Below are 19710 nucleotides of genomic sequence, written 5' to 3'. Positions count from 1 at the left end.
ACCCTCCATCTAGTCGGGGCGGGGGGCGGCGTTTTGTTTATAACCCCCCGGGGTCAGGGTCCCGGGGGGGGGGGGGGGCGGGGGCCGGCCCCGCCAGGCGCTTCTTTCAGCTTGCCTTCTTGGTGACAAGGGTCAGCGCGCCATCGGTGGTCATGCTGGCGGCGACCACCTGTGCCGAGGTGAGCCCCTTGGCTTCGAGCGCCGACTTGATCTGCGGCGTCGCGTCGATCGAAGAGCGCAGTTTCTGCAGCCCGGCATCGCCACGCTGGGCAATCACCTGATTGACCTGCGTCTGGGTGGCCTTGGGCAATTCGCTGATATCGACGATGTTGACCTTCTGGATCGCCGGCGCCGCCGGCTGAGCGCTAGGCGCCGCCGGCTTCGGTTGCGGCGTGGGCTGCTGCTGGGCGCCGGCTACGGTTGCGGAGGCCAGCGTGGCGGCGGCTGCAAGAACGATGATTTTGCGCATGTATTTTCCTTTCATCGATTTGGCCAAGGGTTTGGCAAACGGGCGGTTTGGGGTGGCACGGCCACCTCAACGGCCAAATGGGATCAGAAGGTGTCGCCGGGCGGGTCATTGCATGACCATTGGATGGCGACGATGTGGAGTTCGGCTGCGGCCGGCCTCTCGTTTGGGGAGCATTGACTGATGGCTAGAATTACCCGCGCCGCCTACGCGCAGATGTATGGCCCGACGGTCGGCGACAGAGTGCGCCTGGCCGACACCGAGCTGTTTATCGAGGTCGAAAAGGACCTCACCGTCCATGGCGAGGAGGTGAAATTCGGCGGCGGCAAGGTCATCCGCGACGGCATGGGCCAGAGCCAGGTGTCGCGCGCCGGCGGCGCGGTAGACACGGTCATCACCAACGCGCTGGTGGTCGATGCCACGGCCGGCATCTTCAAGGCCGATATAGGTCTCAGGGACGGCCGCATCGCGGCGATCGGCAAGGCCGGCAATCCCGACACGCAGGACGGCGTCACCATCATCATCGGCCCCGGTACAGAGATCATCGCGGGCGAGGGCAAGATCCTCACCGCCGGCGGCTTCGACGCGCACATCCACTTCATCTGCCCGCAGCAGATCGACGAAGCGCTGATGTCGGGCATCACCACCATGCTTGGCGGCGGCACCGGCCCGGCGCATGGCACGCTGGCCACCACCTGCACGCCGGGACCCTGGCACATGGCGCGCATGATCCAGTCCTTCGACGCTTTCCCGATGAACATCGGCCTGTCCGGCAAGGGCAATGCCTCGCTGCCGACGGCGCTGGAGGAAATGGTGCTGGGCGGGGCCTGCTCGCTGAAGCTGCACGAGGACTGGGGGACGACGCCGGCGGCCATCGACTGCTGCCTGTCGGTTGCCGACGATTACGACGTGCAGGTGATGATCCACACCGACACGCTGAACGAATCCGGCTTTGTCGAGAACACCGTCGCCGCCATCAAGGGCCGCACCATCCACGCCTTCCACACCGAGGGTGCCGGCGGCGGCCATGCGCCCGATATCATCAAGGTCTGCGGCCTGCCGAACGTCATTCCGTCTTCGACCAACCCGACCCGGCCCTACACCGTCAACACGCTGGCCGAGCATCTCGACATGCTGATGGTCTGCCACCATCTGTCGCCATCGATCCCTGAAGACATCGCCTTTGCCGAAAGCCGTATCCGCAAGGAGACCATCGCGGCGGAAGACATTCTGCACGATATCGGCGCCTTCTCGATCATCTCGTCGGACTCGCAGGCAATGGGCCGTGTCGGCGAGGTGGCGATCCGCACCTGGCAGACCGCCGACAAGATGAAGCGCCAGCGCGGGTCATTGCCGCAGGAGATCGGCAACAACGACAATTTCCGCGTCCGCCGCTACATCGCCAAATACACCATCAACCCGGCCATCGCGCATGGCCTGTCCAGGGACATCGGTTCGATCGCGGTCGGCAAGCGCGCCGATCTGGTGCTGTGGAACCCAGCCTTTTTCGGCGTCAAGCCCGACATGGTGCTGATCGGCGGCATGATCGCCGCTGCCCCGATGGGCGACCCCAACGCCTCTATCCCGACGCCGCAGCCCATGCACTACCGCCCGATGTTCGGCGCCTATGGCAAGGCTAGGACCAACTCGTCGGTGACCTTCGTTTCAAAGGCCGCGCTGGAGTCCGGCCTGCATGGCCGGCTCGGCGTCGACAAGCAGTTCGTGGCGGTGGAAAACACCCGCGGCGGCATCGGCAAGCATTCGATGGTGCTCAACGACGCTACGCCGCATGTCGAAGTCGACCCGGAGACTTACGAGGTGCGCGCCGATGGCGAGCTACTGACCTGCGAGCCGGCAAGCGTGCTGCCGATGGCGCAGCGGTATTTCCTGTTTTGAGGCGAGGGGCGATTTGATCGACCCGGCAAATTCCGTTGCGACCCGGTCGGTCCCGCCGCAATATGCGGCTCAAAGAAACCGCGTAGCAGGTCATGGCCACCGAAATAGCCTCCGCCCACGATATCTTCCCGCATATCCGCATCGTCATGGGCATGGTGATCGGACTTGGCGTCGCTCGCCTCCTGTCGGGGGTGGCGCGGATCGTTCAGCATCCGGGCCAGTACAGGCTCTATCCCGTGCACCTCGGCTGGGTCGCCTCCATGCTGTTGCTGCTGGTGCATTTCTGGTGGTGGGAGTTCGGCCTCTACACCATAGAGGTCTGGACTTTCGGCAAGTACCTGTTCCTGATCTTCTACGCCATCACGCTGTTCCTGCTGTGCGCGCTGCTGTTTCCGGATTCGATGCTCGACTACACCAGCTATGAGGATTTCTTCTATTCGCGTCGCGGCTGGTTCTTCGGCCTGCTGGCGACGACCTATCTGCTCGATGTCGTCGACACGCTGCTGAAAGGACCCGAGCATTTCGCCCGCTACGGCAATGAATATCTGTTCCGAACGCCGGTTTTCGTGGTGTTGTGCATTGCCGCCATACTGGTGCGTGACCGCCGTTTCCACATCGCCTTCGTCGTGGGCACGCTGATTTACCAAATATCGTTCATCCTGCGGCTCTTCGACACCATCGTCTGAACAGTGGCTATGGTTTAGGGTCGCAGGAAAGAGGGTTCAACGATGTACAAGGCCATCGGATCGCGTGGATCCCGCGTCAGCCGCGTTCTGTGGATGCTCGAGGAACTCGGGCAGCCCTATGAATTCGTCGAGGTCAAATTGCGTTCGCCCGAAGCCTATGCGCTCAACCCGTCGGGCAAGGTGCCGATCCTGATCGATGGCGAACTGACGGTGACCGATTCGGCGGCAATCTGCGTCTATCTCGCCGACAAGCACGCCGACAAAGGCATGGGTGCCAATCCAGGTGTGGCCGGACGCGCCGAGATGGATTCCTGGATGCATTTTGCCCAGAGCGAATTCGAAGCGCCGCTGTGGAACAAGCTGCGCCACCGCTTCCTCTTGCCGAAGGACGTGCGGGTCGATGTCGGCCCCGCCGCCGCCTACGATTTCGCCTCGGAGGCCAAGGCGCTCGACGGCCGGCTGGAGGATCGGGAGTTTGCGCTGGGCGTCCGGTTTTCCGCCGTCGACGTGCTGTTGGGCGACATGGGCGGCTGGGCCCGCGCCGGAAAATTTCCGATCGAATCCGAGCGCGTCAACGCGTATTTCGACCGCGTCCTGGCGCGGCCTGCCCGTGCGAGAGCCCAGGCTAACGGTGGAGCCATGCGATGAAACTCAACCTGAACACCGACTTCACCAAGTTCCCGCGCGCCGTCTCGGTGGTGCCTGCCGGCACTGCCGGAACCACGGCCCCATCCGGCCGTGCCGTCCTGCCCCATGACGAGCGCCATCTGCGCCGCCGCGCCATCGAGCTTGCTGATGGTAGCAAGGTGCTGGTCGACCTGCCCGAGCCTGTGACCCTGAACGATGGCGACAGGCTGGTCTTGGAAGACGGCGGCCAGGTCGAGATCACCGCGGCACCCGAAGAGGTCTACGACATCCGCGCCCGCCACGCCGTGCATCTGACCGAACTCGCCTGGCATATCGGCAACCGGCATCTGGCGGCTGCAATCGAGCCCAGCCGCATCCTGATTTTGCGCGACCATGTCGTCAAGGCTATGCTGGAAGGGCTGGGCGCCACGGTGCGCGAAGTCTCCGAACCGTTCAAGCCGGTGCGCGGCGCCTATTCCGCCCAAGGTGCGCATGGTCACGATCATGGCCATGCGCATGCGCACGCCGAAGCGCATTCCCATGATGGACGTTCCCACGCACACACCGAGTCGCATTTGCACAGCCATCCCCATGACGGGCATCATCACGACCATGACTGACCAGCCATCCGGCATCGCTCTGCTGCGGCTGATGGCGTGGCTGTCGCCGGCGTTTCCCGTCGGCGGCTTTGCCTACAGCCATGGTCTCGAACGCGCCGTGCAAGACGGGCTGGTTGCCGATACCGCCAGCCTCGCCTTCTGGCTGGAGACGCTGGTCGAGATGGGCTCGGGCTGGAACGACGCCGTGCTCTTCACGGAAGCCTGGCGCCGCGCCCGCCACGGCGGCGACCTCCATGAAGGCGACCTCCATGAAATTGCCGATCTCGCCGAAGCGCTGGCCGGCTCGCGTGAGCGCCACACCGAAACCATGCTGCAAGGCGCCGCCTTCCTGAAAGCGGCAGCGGCGTGGGCGAATCCGGTGTTGGGCCGCCTGCCGGCCGAATGCGCCTACTGTGTCGCCGTCGGCGCCGTTGCAGGCGGCAACGGCATCGCGCTTCAGGACGCGATGTCGGCCTTCCTGCAGGCCTTCTTCTCCAACCTCGTCCAGGCGGCGATCCGACTCGGAATCATCGGCCAGACGGACGCTATGGCCTTGCTCGCCGGCTTCGAGCCGTTGGCGTTGTCGACGGCCGCGCGCGCCGCCGGCTCGACATTGGACGATCTCGGCGGCTGCGCCTTCATCTCCGACATCATGGCGATGAAGCACGAGACGCAGTATTCCAGGCTGTTCCGCTCATGATCGTCCTCGCCTTCGCCCTCTCGGCCGTCCTGCTGCTGATCACCGCGCTGCATGTCTATTGGGGCCTTGGCGGCATCTGGCCGGGCAGGGACGGCGTCTCCTGCGCCCACGCCGTCGTCGGCTTTCGCGGCGTCGACGAGATGCCGACGCCGTTTGCCTGTTTCGCCGTTGCCGCGTGCCTGTGCCTGGCGACCCTGTGGCCGCTGGCGCTGACAGGGGTCTTCGCCACCCCCTTTCCACGGGAAGGCCTTGCCGCCACAGCGCTGCTCATCGGGCTGGTCTTCCTCGGCCGCGGCATCGCCGGCTTCACGCCGTGGTGGCGCCGCCTGGCGCCGGAACAGCCTTTTGCGCGGCTCGATGTCAGCTTCTATTCGCCGCTCTGCCTGTTGATCGGGCTAAGCTTCGCCATCCTCGCCATCACGGAGTTTCCGGCATGACGGATTTTTCGCTATGACTCAGGCCAACGGTCCCCTGCGCATCGGCATCGGCGGTCCCGTCGGCTCCGGCAAGACGACGCTAACCGAAAAGCTCTGCAAGGCGCTGCGCGACGATTTCTCCATCGCCGTCGTCACCAACGACATCTACACCAAGGAAGACGCCATGATGCTGGCTCGCCTGCAGGCGCTGCCTGAGGACCGCATCGTCGGCGTGGAGACCGGCGGCTGCCCGCACACCGCCATCCGTGAGGACGCCTCGATCAATTTGCAGGCGATCGCCGGACTGAACAGGAAATTCCCCGATCTCGACATCGTCTTCATCGAATCCGGCGGCGACAACCTCGCCGCCACCTTCTCGCCCGACCTTGCCGACCTGACCCTCTATGTCATCTCGGTTTGCCAGGGCGAGGAAATCCCCAGGAAGGGCGGGCCGGCGATCACCCGTTCCGATTTCCTGGTCATCAACAAGAGCGATCTGGCGCCCTATGTGAACGTCAACCTCGATGTCATGGAGAGCGACGCCGCCCGTATGCGCGGCAAGCGCCCGTTCGGCTTCACCGATCTGTCGCGCGGAAAAGGCCTGGAGGAGGTGATCGACTTCATCGTCGAGCATGGCGGGCTGCAGTCGGCCCGTTCGGCGGCTTAATGCGTGTCGCCCAAAAGTGCGTAGCGGTTTTGGGACAACGGACAATGCGGAGACAGCCTGACCCACCAGTTTGCGGTTGCTGGCCACGGCTGAGCGCGGCATTCTCTTGAAAACGGAGGTTTTTCGGATGAGCATCGCCCGCCTGCAAAAGGAAACGCTGACCAACCTGCCCTATTATGAGGAGCGCGTCGATCTGGCCGCCGCCTTCCGCTGGACGGCGCGGCTCAACATGCATGAGGCGGTGGCCAACCACTTCTCGCTGTCGGTCAACGAGGACGGCAGCAAATTCCTGATGAACCCCAACCAGGTGCATTTCTCGCGCATCAAGGCGAGCGAACTTTTGCTAATCGACGCCAACGATCCCGAGACGCTGACCGGTCCCAACGCCCCTGACCCTACCGCCTGGGGCCTGCACGGCGCCATTCACCGCAACGTGCCGCATGCGCGCTGCGCCATGCATGTGCATTCCATTCATGCCACTGTGCTTGCATCGCTGGCCGACTCGACTCTGCCGCCGATCGACCAGAACTCGGCCATGTTCTTCAACCGCCACGTCGTCGATGCCCACTATGGCGGGCTGGCCTTCGAGGAGGAAGGCGAGCGCTGCTCGCAACTGCTCACCGACCCGAAGGTCAAAGTGATGGTGATGGGCAATCACGGCGTCATGGTCATCGGCGACACCGTTGCCGACGCCTTCAACCGCATGTTCTATTTCGAGCGTGCCGCCGAGACCTACATCAAGGCGCTGTGGACCGGCCGTCCGCTGCGCACGCTCTCCGACGCCATTGCCGAAAAGACCGCCAGCGAAATGGACGACTATCCCGGCCAGGCGGAGCGTCACCTTGCCGAGCTGAAGGCGATCCTCGACGAGGAGGAGCCGGTGTACCGCAGTTGAATGAGTTCACCCTTCTCCCCGTTCACGGGGAGAAGGTCCCGGCAGGGGGATGAGGGGCAGCGCCGACGTTCATAGGCTCACTCAGAGTCCCAACTGAGCCCGCAACTCTTCCGCACTGTTGATCACGACAGCGCCCTTCGGTCCTGCCATCGGCGCTTCCGGCCAGAAGATCGTCCGCATCCCCGCGGCCAGGCCTGATGTGGCGCCGGTAACGCTGTCGTCGACGGCCACCGCGTCTGAAGGATCGACGCCGGCCAGCCATGCGGCGCGCAGGAACGGTTCGGGATGCGGCTTGCCTTCGCGCACGTCGTTTCGGCTGATCGTGCGCATGCCGGGATAGATCAGGCCGACGGCGCTCAGATTTGCATCGACGATCACCCGGTCGGAATTGGACACCACCGCCTGCTGCACGCCGAGCGCGCGCAATTCGTTGAACACTTCGATCGCGCCGGGGCGCGGCTTCAGCGTCTCGGCCATCGGCATGTAGTGATCGTATTTGCGCACGATCCAGTCGTCGAAGGGCAGGTCGAGGCCGAACTCGCTGCGCAGCATCTCGTAGACCGGTGCGGCGGCGACGCCCAGCACCCGCTCATGCAGGTCGGCCGGCGGCGTGATACCGACGCTGCGCAGCGCCGCCACCAAGGCCGCCTCATGCAGCGGCTCGCTGTCGACCAGCGTGCCGTCCATATCCCAGAAAACCGCTTTCGGCGTCATGCGAGGCTCCTTTGCCGATCCCCTTAAAGCGTTTGTATCAGGAGATAAACCGCCGAGCCCGTCCGCTGGCGATTTTCGCTTGGTTGGTTGCCGCGCGGCGGCCGGATCGAAGCAGCAAGCAATTGCCCTGCCGATAGACAATTGCGCGCCGACACATTCCCTGCAAGACTATGACGCTTCGCCTAAGGGCGGGCAAAGGGGCAGGGCTGGAGGCACATTTTGAATTCGCGGCAAGACGGCGGCAGCAGCAGGCTGGACGAGGCAGCGCGCGCCGGCTGGCTTTATTATGTTGCCGGCAACACCCAGGACCAGATCGCCGCCACGCTCGGCATTTCCCGGCAGACGGCGCAGCGGCTGGTGTCGCTGGCGGTATCGGAGGGGCTGATCAAGGTTCGCGTCGATCACCCGATCGCCAATTGCCTTGATCTCGCAGCTAGACTGAAGTCGCGCTTCGCGCTCGACCTGGTCGAAGTGGTGCCGAGCGATCCGACCTCATCCTCGACCACGATCGGCATTGCCGAGGCGGCCGCGGCCGAGATCGAGCGGCGGCTGCGGTCACCGACGCCCATCGTCTTGGCCATCGGCACCGGCCGCACGCTGAAGGCGGCGATCGAGCAATTGCCGCCGATGGAATGCTCGCAGCACAAGGTTGTGTCCTTGACCGGCAACATCTCGCCCGACGGTTCGGCCGCCTTCTACAACGTCATCTTCACCATGGCCGACCGGGTCAAGGCGCGTTCGTTCCCGATGCCGCTGCCGGTCATCGCCTCGTCGCCGGAAGAGCGCGAGATGCTGCTTGCCCAGCCGATGATCCAACCGACGCTGGCACTGGCCGCGGAAGCCGACGTCACCTTTGTCGGCATCGGCGATCTCGGCCCGAAGGCGCCGCTCTACGAGGACGGTTTTATCTCGGAAAGCGAGTTGAAGGCGTTGCAAAAGGCTGGCGGCGTCGCCGAGATCGTCGGCTGGGTGTTCGATCGGGAAGGCCGCATGATCGAGGGCATCACCAACGACCGGGTATCGTCGGCAGCCTTGCCGTCACGCGAAAAGTCGCTGGTCATTGCGCTCGCCATGGGCGAGCGCAAATTGCCGGGCATCCTGGCCGCTGTGAACCGCCGGCTGGTCAATGGCCTCATCACCGACGAGCGGACCGCCACGGCCTTGCTCGACGGTTCCTGATAGATTAAGCGGCCCATCGATAAAATCCAACACGTTTATTTGCAGCGCCCGGACGGGTCGTTGCCGTCGAGAAAACCCATGTCGCGCTGCAGATGCGGCGACAACTCCCGGACGTCGACGTAGCCGCGCCGGCGGTGCACAAGCAGGGAAAATTCATGCACCAGCAGGGAAAACCAGCTCTGCGCCGGGGTCGAATGGAGCTTTTGCTGTACCGTGGTCATGATCTTCAGCCTCCGCTATGCTTGAACTTGATTGATCGTTGACACCAGATATCGGCCTGATTGGCTCTTGCCGCCAATCAAACGTCGATCACGACCCATAAGGAGGGCTTATGCCCGATCTCAAGGCACCACAGCTCGCCCAGTTGCCGCCGCTGCAGGCCATCAGGGTGTTCGAAGCCGTCGCGCGGCATCTCTCCTTCACCAAGGCCGCGCAGGAACTCGGCATGACGCAGGCCGCCGCCAGCTACCAGATCAAGCTTCTGGAAGAGCGCATCGGTTCGCCGCTGTTCCTGCGCCAGCCGCGCCAGATTGTGCTGACGGAACCCGGCCAGCGCCTGGCGCCCGCCGTCAGCGAGGCGTTCAGCCTGCTCTCAAGCGCCTATTCCGCCGCGCGTGGGGGCGCCGATGGTGTGCTGTGCGTCTCGACGCTGCTGACCTTTGCCTCGAACTGGCTGGCGCAGCACCTCGGCTCCTTCCAGGTCGCGCATCCGTCGCTGGCGGTGCGCGTCGATACCTCGAACAGGGTGATCGATTTTGCCCGCGAGGACATGGACATCGCTATCCGCTCCGGCAGCGGCAAGTGGCCTGGAGTGGAGACCCATCTTTTGTTCAAGGCCGATTTCACCCCGGTGCTGAGCCCGGCACTCGCTGCCACCATAGGTGGCGTCCACGAACCCGCCGACCTGTTCAAGCTGCCCATTCTCGATCCCGGCGACATCTGGTGGCGGGAATGGTTCGCCCTTGCCGGCGTCCCGGCGGACGAACTTGCCAGGCGCACCGGCACCAGCATGGGCGCGCAGGCCTATGAGGCGAACGCGGCCATCGCCGGCCATGGTGTGGCGATCCTGACCACCGCATTGTTCAAGACCGAGCTCGCCGCCGGCCGCCTGATCCAGCCCTTCGACCTGGTCGGCGACGACGGCCACGCCTATTGGCTGGTCTACCCGACGGCGCGTCGCAACGTGCCGAAGATAAAGGCCTTCCGCGACTGGATCCTGGCCGAGATCGCCTGCGCCTGAAGGCGAGCGATTCGCGGATTGATTTCCGAGATGCAAAGCGAGCCATGGATCCGCGACGAATGCTCCTTTCGCGGACCAACAGCTGCGATCAGGCCGCCGGGTTAACCAAGCTTGACAAAAACGCTGTCGATATCACTCGCCCGGCATAGGCTTGTGCTTGTGACGACCCAATTGAGCAGGATCAATCGTCTGCAGATTGAAACAGGGTCGATCAGCCGGCTGATGAAAGTCTATCGCGTCGAAGAAATCGAAAACAACACCGTGCGCACGACGCAGGTGATCGAAGCATTTACGCCGTTTCAAGCTGCCGTGAAGGCAATCGGCCGGGAAGTTAGGCTGCGCAAGGACGAGCCCAGCTGGATCCAGGTGACGGAAGTGCTGACCAGAGCCAAGCAAACACGCGACGGCAGGGTTTTCGAATATTCCGTGGGAAGCTACCCGTCCCACGGCTGATGGACTCGGCCCTATCGCTCCCCTGGCGCGACGATTGGGTTGCGATGGGTCGGCATCAACGCGCTCTCACATCCCCTGCAAACAGCTTCCCAAATCCGTTCAATATCCTCTACGCGCGCAACGCCGCGCTCCGCCTTGCGTGCTGCGCTGCAGCATCGAATCTGGCTTGACATAATTTATGCCAAGTGAGTAATTGCCCATTACCAAGGCAAATGCTCATCTTGGTTCATGGGAGGAATTTGATGAAACTGCGCACGCTCACCCTGGGCTTGTTGTCGGCCAGCGCTTTCGCTTTTGCCGCACACGCCGAATCCATCACCATCGCCACGGTCAACAATGGCGACATGGTCCGCATGCAAAAGCTGACGGACGACTTCACCAAGGCGAACCCCGACATCCAGCTGAACTGGGTCACGCTCGAAGAGAACGTGCTGCGCGAGCGCGTCACCACCGACATCGCAACCAAGGGCGGCCAGTATGACGTGATGACGATCGGCACCTACGAGGTTCCGATCTGGGCCAAGCAGAGCTGGCTGTTGCCGCTCGACAAGCTCGGCGACGACTATGACGCCAAGGACATCATCCCGGCCATCGCCGGCGGCCTCTCGGTCGACGGCAAGCTCTATGCCGCGCCCTTCTACGGCGAAAGCTCCTTCGTCATGTACCGCAAGGACCTGATCGAGAAGGCCGGGCTGACCATGCCCGATGCCCCGACGTGGGACTTCATCAAGCAGGCGGCCGACAAGATGACCGACCGCGCCAATGGCGTGAACGGCGTATGCCTGCGCGGCAAGGCCGGCTGGGGCGAGAACACGGCGTTCCTGACGGCCATGTCCAACTCGTTTGGCGCCCGCTGGTTCGACGAGAACTGGAAGCCGCAGTTCGACCAACCGGAATGGAAGAACACACTGCAGTTCTATGTCGACCTGATGAAGGCCGACGGTCCGGAAGGCGCTTCGTCCAACGGCTTCAACGAGAATCTGGCTCTGTTCCAGCAAGGCAAGTGCGGCATGTGGATCGACGCCACCGTGGCGGCGTCCTTCGTCTCGGATCCGAAGGCCTCGAAGGTGGCCGACAAGGTCGGTTATGCTTTGGCGCCGGACAATGGCCTCGGCAAGCGCGCCAACTGGCTCTGGGCATGGTCGCTGGCGATCCCCGCAGGCACGCAGAAGGCGGAATCCGCCCAGAAGTTCGTCTCATGGGCGACCAGCAAGCACTATGCCGAACTGGTCGCTTCCAAGGAAGGCTGGGCCAACGTTCCTCCGGGAACGCGTTCCTCGCTCTACGCCAATCCCGAGTACCAGAAGGCGGCCCCGTTCGCCAAGATGACGCTGGACTCGATCAATGCCGCCGATCCGGCGCATCCGACGGTCAAGCCGGTGCCCTATGTCGGTGTGCAGTTCGTCGCCATTCCTGAGTTCCAGGGCCTCGGCACAACCGTTGGCCAGCTGTTCTCGGCGGCGCTCGCCGGCCAGACCAGCGTAGACGACGCGCTCAAGCAGGCGCAGGACGCCGCCACGGCGACCATGACCGAAGGCGGTTATATCAAGTAAGGCTCCTCCCGGTGCCGAACGCCGGTCGCCTCCTAACCGGCGATGGCCGCCCGAGTCCCAGTTCGGGCGGCCGCTTTTTCCCCGCTGTGAAAATTCAGTCCGACTAGTGAAGGGTGACCGTCATGGCTACTCAGCAGACCCGTTCGCTTGCCCGCTTCATGATGGCGCCGTCCGTCGTGTTGCTGTTCGTCTGGATGATCGTGCCGCTGGTCATCACCTTCTGGTTCTCCTTCCAGCAATACAATCCGCTGAACCCGATCCGCGACGGCTTCGTCTGGTTCTCGAACTACTCGCTGTTCTATTCCAACCCGGCATTCCTGCAATCGATCCTGAACACGCTCGTCCTGGTCGGCAGCGTGCTGCTGATCACCGTGATCGGCGGCATCATGCTGGCGCTGTTGATCGATCAGCCGATGTGGGGACAGGGGATCGTGCGCATCCTCGTCATCTCTCCGTTCTTCGTCATGCCGCCGGTGGCTGCACTTGTCTGGAAGAACATGATCATGCACCCGCAATACGGCGTCTTTGCCGACATTGCGCGCTTCTTCGGCGCCCAGCCAATCGACTGGTTCGGGCAGCACCCGATGCTGGCCATCATCATCATCGTCGCCTGGCAATGGCTGCCCTTCGCAACGCTGATCCTTTTGACCGCCCTGCAGTCGCTCGACGGCGAGCAGAAGGAAGCCGCCGAGATGGACGGCGCCGGCTTCGTCAGCCGCTTCATCTATCTGACGCTGCCGCACATGTCGCGCGCCATCACCGTCGTCATCCTGATCCAGACCATCTTCCTGCTGTCGGTCTATGCCGAAATCCTGGTCACCACCAATGGCGGACCCGGCTATGCCTCCACCAACCTGCCCTTCCTCGTCTACCAGAAGGCATTGCTGGAGTTCAAAATCGGCCAGGCATCGGCCGGCGGTGTCATCGCCGTCATTCTCGCCAACATCGTCGCCTTCTTCGCCATGCGCGCGGTCGGCAAGAACCTGGACAAGTAAGGGAGGATACGATGGCACGTGCAGTCACCACCCAACACAAGGTCATTGCGACAGGCGCCGCCTGGATCGTCGCGCTGCTGATCTTCTTCCCGATCCTCTACACGATCATCACCTCGTTCAAGTCGGAGCAGGAGGCCATCCAGGGCTTCGCGCTGATCCCGTCGGGGACGTTCGAGAGCTATACCGAGGTCCAGGCGCAGAGCGGCTACTTCAAGTTCTTCTTCAACTCGGTGCTGCTCTCGGTCGGCTCGACCATCCTGGCCCTGATAGTCGCGGTTCCGGCCGCCTGGTCGATGGCCTTCTCGCCGGGCAAGTGGACCAAGGACATCCTGATGTGGATGCTCTCGACCAAGATGATGCCGGCGGTTGCCGTGCTATTCCCGATCTACCTCATCTTCCGCGATGCCGGACTGCTCGACAGCCGCATCGGCCTGATGATCATGCTGATGCTGATCAACCTGCCGATCGTGATCTGGATGCTCTACACCTACTTCCGCGAAATCCCCGGCGAAATCCTGGAGGCGGCACGCATGGACGGGGCCACCCTGTGGGGCGAGATCGTCTATGTGCTGACCCCCATGGCCGTGCCGGGCATCGCCTCGACCATGCTGCTCAACATCATCCTGGCATGGAACGAAGCGTTCTGGACCATCCGCCTGACCACCACCGAGGCGGCGCCGCTGACGGCCTTCATCAGTTCGTTCTCAAGCCCGCAAGGCCTGTTCTGGGCCAAGCTTTCGGCGGCCTCGACGCTGGCCATCGCCCCCATCCTGATCATGGGCTGGTTCAGCCAGAAGCAGCTGGTGCGCGGCCTGACATTCGGCGCGGTAAAATAACGGACGTTGCCTGAAGCAATCCGGCCAAATAACCCCTCGGGGAGGAAACCATGGGAAACATCACGCTCAAGAACGTCTCCAAGCATTTCGGATCGACGGTCATCATTCCAGGCCTCGACCTGGTCATCGAGAATGGCGAGTTCGTCGTCTTCGTCGGGCCGTCGGGTTGCGGCAAGTCCACGCTGCTGCGCCTCATCGCCGGGCTCGAGGACACCAGCGGGGGCACCATCAACATCGATGGCCGTGACGTCACCGGCGAGGCGCCGGCCAAGCGCAAGCTGGCCATGGTATTCCAGTCCTATGCGCTCTATCCGCATATGACGGTGGCCAAGAACATCGGCTTCCCGCTGAAGATGGCGGGCGAGGATGTGGCGACGATCGACAGGAAGGTGAAGGACGCAGCCCGGGTCCTCAACCTCACCAACTATCTCGAACGCCGGCCCGGCCAGCTCTCCGGCGGCCAGCGGCAACGCGTCGCCATCGGCCGCGCCATCGTGCGCCAGCCCTCGGCATTCCTGTTCGACGAGCCGCTGTCCAACCTCGATGCCGCACTGCGCGGCACCATGCGGCTCGAAATCAGCGAGCTGCACCATCAGCTCAAGACGACGATGGTCTACGTCACCCACGACCAGATCGAAGCCATGACCATGGCCGACAAGATCGTCGTGCTCAACGCCGGCAACATCGAACAGGTCGGCTCGCCGATGGAACTCTACAAGTCGCCGAAGAACCTGTTCGTGGCGGGCTTCATCGGTTCGCCGAAAATGAACCTGATCGAAGGTGCGCCGGCGGCCAAATACAACGCCAAGACCATCGGCATTCGTCCTGAGCATATGGGGATATCGACCACAGCGGGTGACTGGAAAGCCCTTGTCGGCGTCGCCGAGCATCTGGGCTCCGACACCTTCCTGCATGTCCAGGCCGACGGCGTCGGTCCGCTGACGGTACGCGCCGATGGCGAACTGGCAGTACGCCACGGCGACACCATCTATTTGACGCCCGACAAGGTCCGCATGCATCGCTTCGGCCCCGACGGAAAGGCGCTGACGCAGTGAGACTGAAAGGCAAATCGGCGCTGATCACCGGATCCGCGCGCGGCATCGGCAGGGCTTTTGCCGAAGCCTATACGCGCGAGGGTGCCACGGTGGCCATTGCCGATATCAATCTGGCGGCTGCCGAAAAGACGGCCGCCGAGATTGGCGCCAACTCCTATCCGGTCAGGCTCGACGTCAGCGACCTTGCTTCGATCCATGCGGCGGTCAATGCGGTCGAAACAAAGACCGGCGGCCTCGACATCCTGATCAACAACGCTGCCTTGTTCGACCTGGCGCCGATCGTCGAGATCACCAAAGCAAGCTACGACAAATTGTTCTCCGTCAACGTCGCCGGCACCTTGTTCATGCTGCAGGCAGCGGCGCGTTCGATGATCGCAAGGGGCAAGGGCGGCAAGATCATCAACATCGCCAGCCAGGCAGGACGGCGCGGCGAGCCGCTGGTCGCCGTCTATTGCGCCACCAAGGCCGCGGTGATTTCGCTGACCCAGTCCGCCGGGCTCGATCTGATCAAGCACCGCATCAACGTCAATGGCATCGCGCCCGGCGTCGTCGACAGCGATATGTGGGATGAGGTCGATGCGCTGTTTGCCAAATATGAGAACCGGCCGAAGGGCGAGAAGAAGCGGCTGGTCGGCGAGGGCGTGCCCTATGGCCGGATGGGCAAGCCGGAGGACCTGACCGGCATGGCGGTCTTCCTGGCCAGCGACGACGCCGAATACATCGTCGCCCAGACCTACAATGTCGATGGCGGCCAATGGATGAGTTGATGGGCCGGGATCACGAAGGCCGCAGCCCGGCCAAAAGGGTAGAAAAATGACCGTGAAACTCTCCTCCTCGATCCTCTCGGAACTCCCCGCCAAGGTCGCCGGTCCCAGATATGATCGCTCCAGGCTCAAACCCGGTATCGTCCATTTCGGCGTCGGCAATTTCCATCGCTCGCATCAGGCGGTCTACCTCGACGATCTCTTCAATTCAGGCATCGGCCATGACTGGGCGCTGGTCGGCGCCGGGGTCTTCGAGGGCGAAAAAATCGGCCGTTCCAAGCTGCAGGAGCAGGACTGGCTGACCACCGTGGTCGAGCAGGATTCCGACCATATGAGCGCCCGCGTCACCGGCGTCATGATCGACTTCCTGACGCCCGGCGATGCCGATGCCATCATCGACCAGCTCGCCGATCCGGCGATCAAGATCGTCTCGCTGACCATCACGGAAGGCGGTTATTTCATCGATCCGGCCTCCGGCAAGTTCAACCCGACCCACCCCGACATCGTCGCCGACGCACAGGCAGGCACGACGTCGAAGACGGTGTTCGGCCTCATCCTTGCGGGCCTGATGCGCCGCCGGGCCGACGGCATCGTGCCGTTCACCGTCATGTCCTGCGACAACATCCCTCATAATGGCCATGTCACCTCGGATGGCGTCATTGGGCTGGCCCGGCTGATCGACGAGGATCTGGCGAACTGGGTCAGCGACAATGTCGCCTTTCCCAACGGCATGGTCGACCGCATCACCCCCGCCACCTCCGACCGCGAGCGCGGTATTCTCGCCTCGGAGTTCGGCCTCGAGGACAACTGGCCGGTGTTCTGCGAGCCGTTCAAGCAATGGGTGCTGGAGGACCATTTCACCGACGGCCGCCCGCCGCTGGAAAAGGTCGGTGTGCAATTCGTGAGGGATGTCGCGCCCTATGAGCTGATGAAGATCCGCATCCTCAATGGCGGTCATGCCACGATCGCTTATCCCGCAGGGTTGATGGACATCCATTTCGTCCATGAGGCGATGCAGGAGCCGCTGGTGCGCGGCTTCCTCGCCAAGCTCGAGCATGACGAGATCATCCCGACCGTGCCGCCGGTGCCGGACACCGTGCTGGAGGATTATTACCAGCTCATCGAGCACCGCTTTTCCAACCCCAAGATCGGCGACACCATCCGTCGGCTTTGCCTCGACGGTTCCAACCGGCAGCCGAAATTCATCATCCCGACCATTGCCGACCGGCTGAAGGCCGGCAAAGGAGTCGCGGGTCTGGCGCTCGAGTCGGCGCTGTGGTGCCGCTATTGTTTCGGCACCACAGACAGCGGCGCGGTCATCGAGGCCAACGACCCGAGCTGGGACCGGCTGCAGGCAAGCGCGAAGGCGGCGAAGGACAAGCCCGGTGCCTGGCTTGCGATGGAAGATATATATGGCCACGTCGGCCGCTCGGCGCCGTTCGCCGAGGCCTTTGCCCATGCGCTCAACGTCTTGTGGGCGAATGGCACGCGCGCGACGCTGACGCGCTACATCTCCGGCAAGCTCTGACGCCAGCCGCAATGACGCCCGAACTGGTCATCTTCGACTGTGACGGCGTGCTGGTCGACAGCGAGGCGCTGTCGGTTTCGGCTCTGCTCGGAATGATCTCTGCCGCCGGGGGCTCGGTCAGCGAAGATACCGCCTACGAGCATTTCCTAGGCAAGAGCATGAAGAGCGTGCGCGAGATACTTCTTCGCGATTTCACCATCGACATCACCGACTTGCATCTTACCGACATGCGCGTCGAACTGATGCGCAAATTCCGCGAGGAGCTGAAGCCGATTCCCGGCATCAGCGACATCCTGCCGAGGCTGGGCGTGCCCTGCTGCGTCGCGTCCTCCGGCACGCTCGACCGGATACGCTACGCGCTCCACGTCACCGGTCTGCTCGGCCTGCTCGAGCCGCATCTGTTCAGCGCCACCATGGTCGCGCGCGGCAAGCCGGCGCCGGATCTTTTTCTCCATGCCGCCGCCGCCATGGGCGCGCATCCCGGTAATTGCATCGTCGTCGAGGACAGCCCGGCCGGCATCGCCGCGGCGCGTGCCGCCGGCATGCGCGTCTTTGCTTTCACCGGCGGTTCCCACGCCGGCAACCCGGCCTTGAAAGCGCGGCTTGCGTCGAGTGAACCGGACTTTATATTCGCGGACATGCTGCAATTGCCCGATCTGATTGCAGGCTAGAGCATGATGCCGAAAAGTGTGAAGCGGTTTTCGGACGACATCATGCTCTACTTCTTTGATTTAGAGACGGATTCAGATTTCGGATCGAACAGACCTGAAATCATCCGGCTCTAGGGAGCGAGAGTAAAGGCATCTTGACGAAAAGCTTCGTTTGCGCGGTCGATGTCGGCACCGGGAGCGCCCGCGCGGGCATTCTCGATACGTCAGGCACCTTGCTCGGCCGCGCCGAGCATCCGATCGTCATGAACCAGCCGAAGGCCGATCACGCCGAGCACAATTCGCAGGATATCTGGTCGGCGGTCTGCATCGCGGTGCGTGCCGCGCGCGAAAAGGCCGGTGTGTCAGCCAACGATATTGTCGGCATGTCGTTCGACGCCACCTGCTCGCTGGTGGTGCTGGACAGGAATGCCGGCCAGCTCAGCGTCTCGGTGACGGGCGAACGGCGCTGGGACACCATCGTCTGGCTCGACCATCGCGCGATCGCCGAGGCAGATGAATGCACCGATAGCGGCCACGCCGTACTTGACTATATCGGCGGCGTCATGTCGCCGGAAATGGCGACGCCGAAGCTGATGTGGCTGAAGCGCAATCTGCCGGGAACATGGCATGAGGCCGGCTACCTATTCGACCTTACGGATTTCCTTACCTGGAAGGCGACCGGTTCGCTGGCGCGCTCGCAATGCACGCTGACCGCCAAATGGACCTATCTGGCGCATGAGGAAACCGGCTGGCGCCGTGACTTCTTCGACAGGGTCGGGCTTGGCGATCTGTTCGAACACGGCAGCCTGCCGGAGAAGGCAAGTGCTGTCGGCGCAGACATCGGCACGCTCACGCCTGAAGCGGCGGCGGAGTTGGGCTTGAGCGAAAACTGTCGGGTCGGCGCCGGCGTCATCGATGCTTATGCCGGCGCGCTTGGCGTGCTCGGCGGCTTTGCCGGCGACGAACAGAATATCGGCCGCCATCTGGCATTGATCGCCGGCACCTCGTCCTGCGTCATGGCCATGTCGCCCGATCCGCAGCCTTTCGCCGGCGTCTGGGGTCCATACTATGGCGCCGCACTGCCAAAGCTCTGGCTGTCGGAAGGCGGCCAGTCGGCTACCGGGGCTTTGCTCGACCACATCATCCGCTGGCACGGCGCCGGCGGCGAGCCGGATGCGGCCATGCATGCCAAGATCGCCAGGCGCGTCGCTGAACTGCGCAACCTTGAGGGTGACAAGCTGGCGGCGAGGTTGCATGTGCTGCCGGATTTCCACGGTAACCGCTCGCCGCTTGCTGACCCGCATGCCGTCGGCGTGGTCAGCGGGCTGACGCTGGATTCCTCTTTCGACAGTCTGTGCAAGCTGTATTGGCGCACCGCCGTCGGCATCGCACTCGGCGTGCGCCATGTGCTGGAGGCGCTGAACGAGAACGGCTATCTCATCGACACGCTGCATGTCACCGGCGGCCACACCAAGAACCCGTTGCTGATGGAGCTTTATGCCGACGCCACCGGCTGCGCGGTGATCGAGCCGCTGGCCGACGAAGCCGTTCTGCTCGGCACCGGCATGGTCGCCGCCACCGCGGCCGGTCTGTTCCCGGACCTGAATGCCGCTTGCGTCGCCATGCAGCAAGGCGGCAGGGCGCGCACCTCGAACCCGGCCGCGTCAGGCCGCTTCGACCGCGACTACAGGATCTTCCTCGAAATGCACCGCCAGCGGCAGGCGCTCGACGCGATCGGCTAGAGCAATTCCAGGAAAAGTGTGAAACGGTTTTCCGTCCGGAATTGCGTAC

Annotated in this window: 22 protein-coding genes; 19 read left to right on the top strand and 3 right to left on the bottom strand. The window is 63.3% G+C overall.

What is annotated here, in order from left to right; all coding sequences use genetic code 11:
• Positions 1-106: 106 nt before the first annotated feature.
• On the bottom strand, positions 107-469 hold the full coding sequence (locus NKI88_RS27205) for a hypothetical protein (RefSeq protein WP_023671233.1): 363 nt from the start codon (positions 467-469) through the stop codon (positions 107-109).
• 180 nt (positions 470-649) lie between these two features.
• Here NKI88_RS27205 and ureC point away from each other — a divergent pair, with 180 nt between their 5' ends.
• From ureC to NKI88_RS27165, 8 genes are all read left to right on the top strand, one after another.
• Entirely contained in the window at positions 650-2362 is a 1713-nt protein-coding gene (ureC, locus tag NKI88_RS27200) for an urease subunit alpha (RefSeq protein ID WP_502909498.1), read from the top strand.
• A gap of 92 nt (positions 2363-2454) precedes the next feature.
• Complete coding sequence (locus NKI88_RS27195) at positions 2455-3048, top strand: hypothetical protein (protein WP_023732688.1); 594 nt, start codon at positions 2455-2457, stop codon at positions 3046-3048.
• Positions 3049-3090: 42 nt separating this feature from the next.
• Positions 3091-3696 (top strand): glutathione S-transferase family protein, encoded by a 606-nt coding sequence (locus NKI88_RS27190; protein WP_352658492.1) that lies wholly within the window; start codon positions 3091-3093, stop codon positions 3694-3696.
• Positions 3693-4295 carry an urease accessory protein UreE gene (ureE, locus tag NKI88_RS27185; RefSeq protein WP_352658490.1) on the top strand — a complete coding sequence of 201 codons (603 nt, stop codon included), beginning with the start codon at positions 3693-3695 and terminating at the stop codon, positions 4293-4295. Before NKI88_RS27190 ends, ureE begins: the two co-directional genes overlap by 4 nt.
• Entirely contained in the window at positions 4288-4974 is a 687-nt protein-coding gene (locus NKI88_RS27180) for an urease accessory protein UreF (RefSeq protein ID WP_352658488.1), read from the top strand. The genes ureE and NKI88_RS27180 overlap by 8 nt, the downstream gene beginning before the upstream one ends.
• Complete coding sequence (locus NKI88_RS27175; protein ID WP_352658486.1) at positions 4971-5411, top strand: DUF3995 domain-containing protein; 441 nt, start codon at positions 4971-4973, stop codon at positions 5409-5411. The genes NKI88_RS27180 and NKI88_RS27175 overlap by 4 nt, the downstream gene beginning before the upstream one ends.
• A gap of 13 nt (positions 5412-5424) precedes the next feature.
• Positions 5425-6057 carry an urease accessory protein UreG gene (gene ureG, locus NKI88_RS27170; protein WP_352658484.1) on the top strand — a complete coding sequence of 211 codons (633 nt, stop codon included), beginning with the start codon at positions 5425-5427 and terminating at the stop codon, positions 6055-6057.
• A 127-nt stretch (positions 6058-6184) separates the two neighbouring features.
• Positions 6185-6952 (top strand): class II aldolase and adducin N-terminal domain-containing protein, encoded by a 768-nt coding sequence (locus tag NKI88_RS27165; RefSeq protein WP_352658482.1) that lies wholly within the window; start codon positions 6185-6187, stop codon positions 6950-6952.
• An 81-nt stretch (positions 6953-7033) separates the two neighbouring features.
• Here NKI88_RS27165 and NKI88_RS27160 read toward each other — a convergent pair whose 3' ends face one another.
• Positions 7034-7666, bottom strand: a complete 633-nt coding sequence (locus tag NKI88_RS27160; protein ID WP_023671242.1) for an HAD family hydrolase — start codon at positions 7664-7666, stop codon at positions 7034-7036.
• 219 nt (positions 7667-7885) lie between these two features.
• Here NKI88_RS27160 and NKI88_RS27155 point away from each other — a divergent pair, with 219 nt between their 5' ends.
• A complete protein-coding gene (locus NKI88_RS27155) occupies positions 7886-8845 on the top strand; it encodes a sugar-binding transcriptional regulator (RefSeq protein WP_023671243.1) in 960 nt (319 codons plus the stop codon).
• A gap of 35 nt (positions 8846-8880) precedes the next feature.
• Here NKI88_RS27155 and NKI88_RS27150 read toward each other — a convergent pair whose 3' ends face one another.
• Positions 8881-9066, bottom strand: a complete 186-nt coding sequence (locus tag NKI88_RS27150; protein ID WP_023671244.1) for a hypothetical protein — start codon at positions 9064-9066, stop codon at positions 8881-8883.
• A 110-nt stretch (positions 9067-9176) separates the two neighbouring features.
• Here NKI88_RS27150 and NKI88_RS27145 point away from each other — a divergent pair, with 110 nt between their 5' ends.
• The 10 genes from NKI88_RS27145 to NKI88_RS27100 all read left to right on the top strand — a co-directional run bounded on the left by NKI88_RS27145 (position 9177) and on the right by NKI88_RS27100 (position 19661).
• A complete protein-coding gene (locus NKI88_RS27145) occupies positions 9177-10085 on the top strand; it encodes a LysR substrate-binding domain-containing protein (RefSeq protein ID WP_023671245.1) in 909 nt (302 codons plus the stop codon).
• Positions 10086-10196: 111 nt separating this feature from the next.
• Positions 10197-10538, top strand: a complete 342-nt coding sequence (locus NKI88_RS27140) for a hypothetical protein (RefSeq protein ID WP_155923262.1) — start codon at positions 10197-10199, stop codon at positions 10536-10538.
• Between the two features lie 242 nt (positions 10539-10780).
• Positions 10781-12091 (top strand): ABC transporter substrate-binding protein, encoded by a 1311-nt coding sequence (locus NKI88_RS27135; protein WP_023746514.1) that lies wholly within the window; start codon positions 10781-10783, stop codon positions 12089-12091.
• Between the two features lie 122 nt (positions 12092-12213).
• Positions 12214-13086 carry a carbohydrate ABC transporter permease gene (locus tag NKI88_RS27130; RefSeq protein ID WP_023711367.1) on the top strand — a complete coding sequence of 291 codons (873 nt, stop codon included), beginning with the start codon at positions 12214-12216 and terminating at the stop codon, positions 13084-13086.
• An 11-nt stretch (positions 13087-13097) separates the two neighbouring features.
• Positions 13098-13922, top strand: coding sequence for a carbohydrate ABC transporter permease (locus NKI88_RS27125; RefSeq protein ID WP_023671250.1), 825 nt, complete (start codon positions 13098-13100; stop codon positions 13920-13922).
• 50 nt (positions 13923-13972) lie between these two features.
• Positions 13973-14977, top strand: a complete 1005-nt coding sequence (locus NKI88_RS27120) for an ABC transporter ATP-binding protein (protein WP_023700460.1) — start codon at positions 13973-13975, stop codon at positions 14975-14977.
• The gene (locus tag NKI88_RS27115; RefSeq protein WP_023700459.1) at positions 14974-15744 is read left to right on the top strand and encodes an L-iditol 2-dehydrogenase; all 771 of its coding nucleotides are present in this window, start codon (positions 14974-14976) and stop codon (positions 15742-15744) included. The genes NKI88_RS27120 and NKI88_RS27115 overlap by 4 nt, the downstream gene beginning before the upstream one ends.
• Positions 15745-15790: 46 nt before the next feature.
• Positions 15791-17269, top strand: coding sequence for a mannitol dehydrogenase family protein (locus NKI88_RS27110; RefSeq protein ID WP_352658479.1), 1479 nt, complete (start codon positions 15791-15793; stop codon positions 17267-17269).
• Between the two features lie 11 nt (positions 17270-17280).
• On the top strand, positions 17281-17940 hold the full coding sequence (locus NKI88_RS27105) for an HAD family hydrolase (RefSeq protein WP_352658477.1): 660 nt from the start codon (positions 17281-17283) through the stop codon (positions 17938-17940).
• Positions 17941-18074: 134 nt separating this feature from the next.
• Positions 18075-19661 (top strand): FGGY-family carbohydrate kinase, encoded by a 1587-nt coding sequence (locus NKI88_RS27100; RefSeq protein WP_352658475.1) that lies wholly within the window; start codon positions 18075-18077, stop codon positions 19659-19661.
• Positions 19662-19710 lie beyond the last annotated feature (49 nt).

It is taken from the genome of Mesorhizobium sp. M0317, from assembly GCF_040321555.1.
Taxonomy (GTDB): Bacteria; Pseudomonadota; Alphaproteobacteria; order Rhizobiales; family Rhizobiaceae; genus Mesorhizobium.
This window is presented reverse-complemented; position numbering and strand designations above follow the sequence as displayed.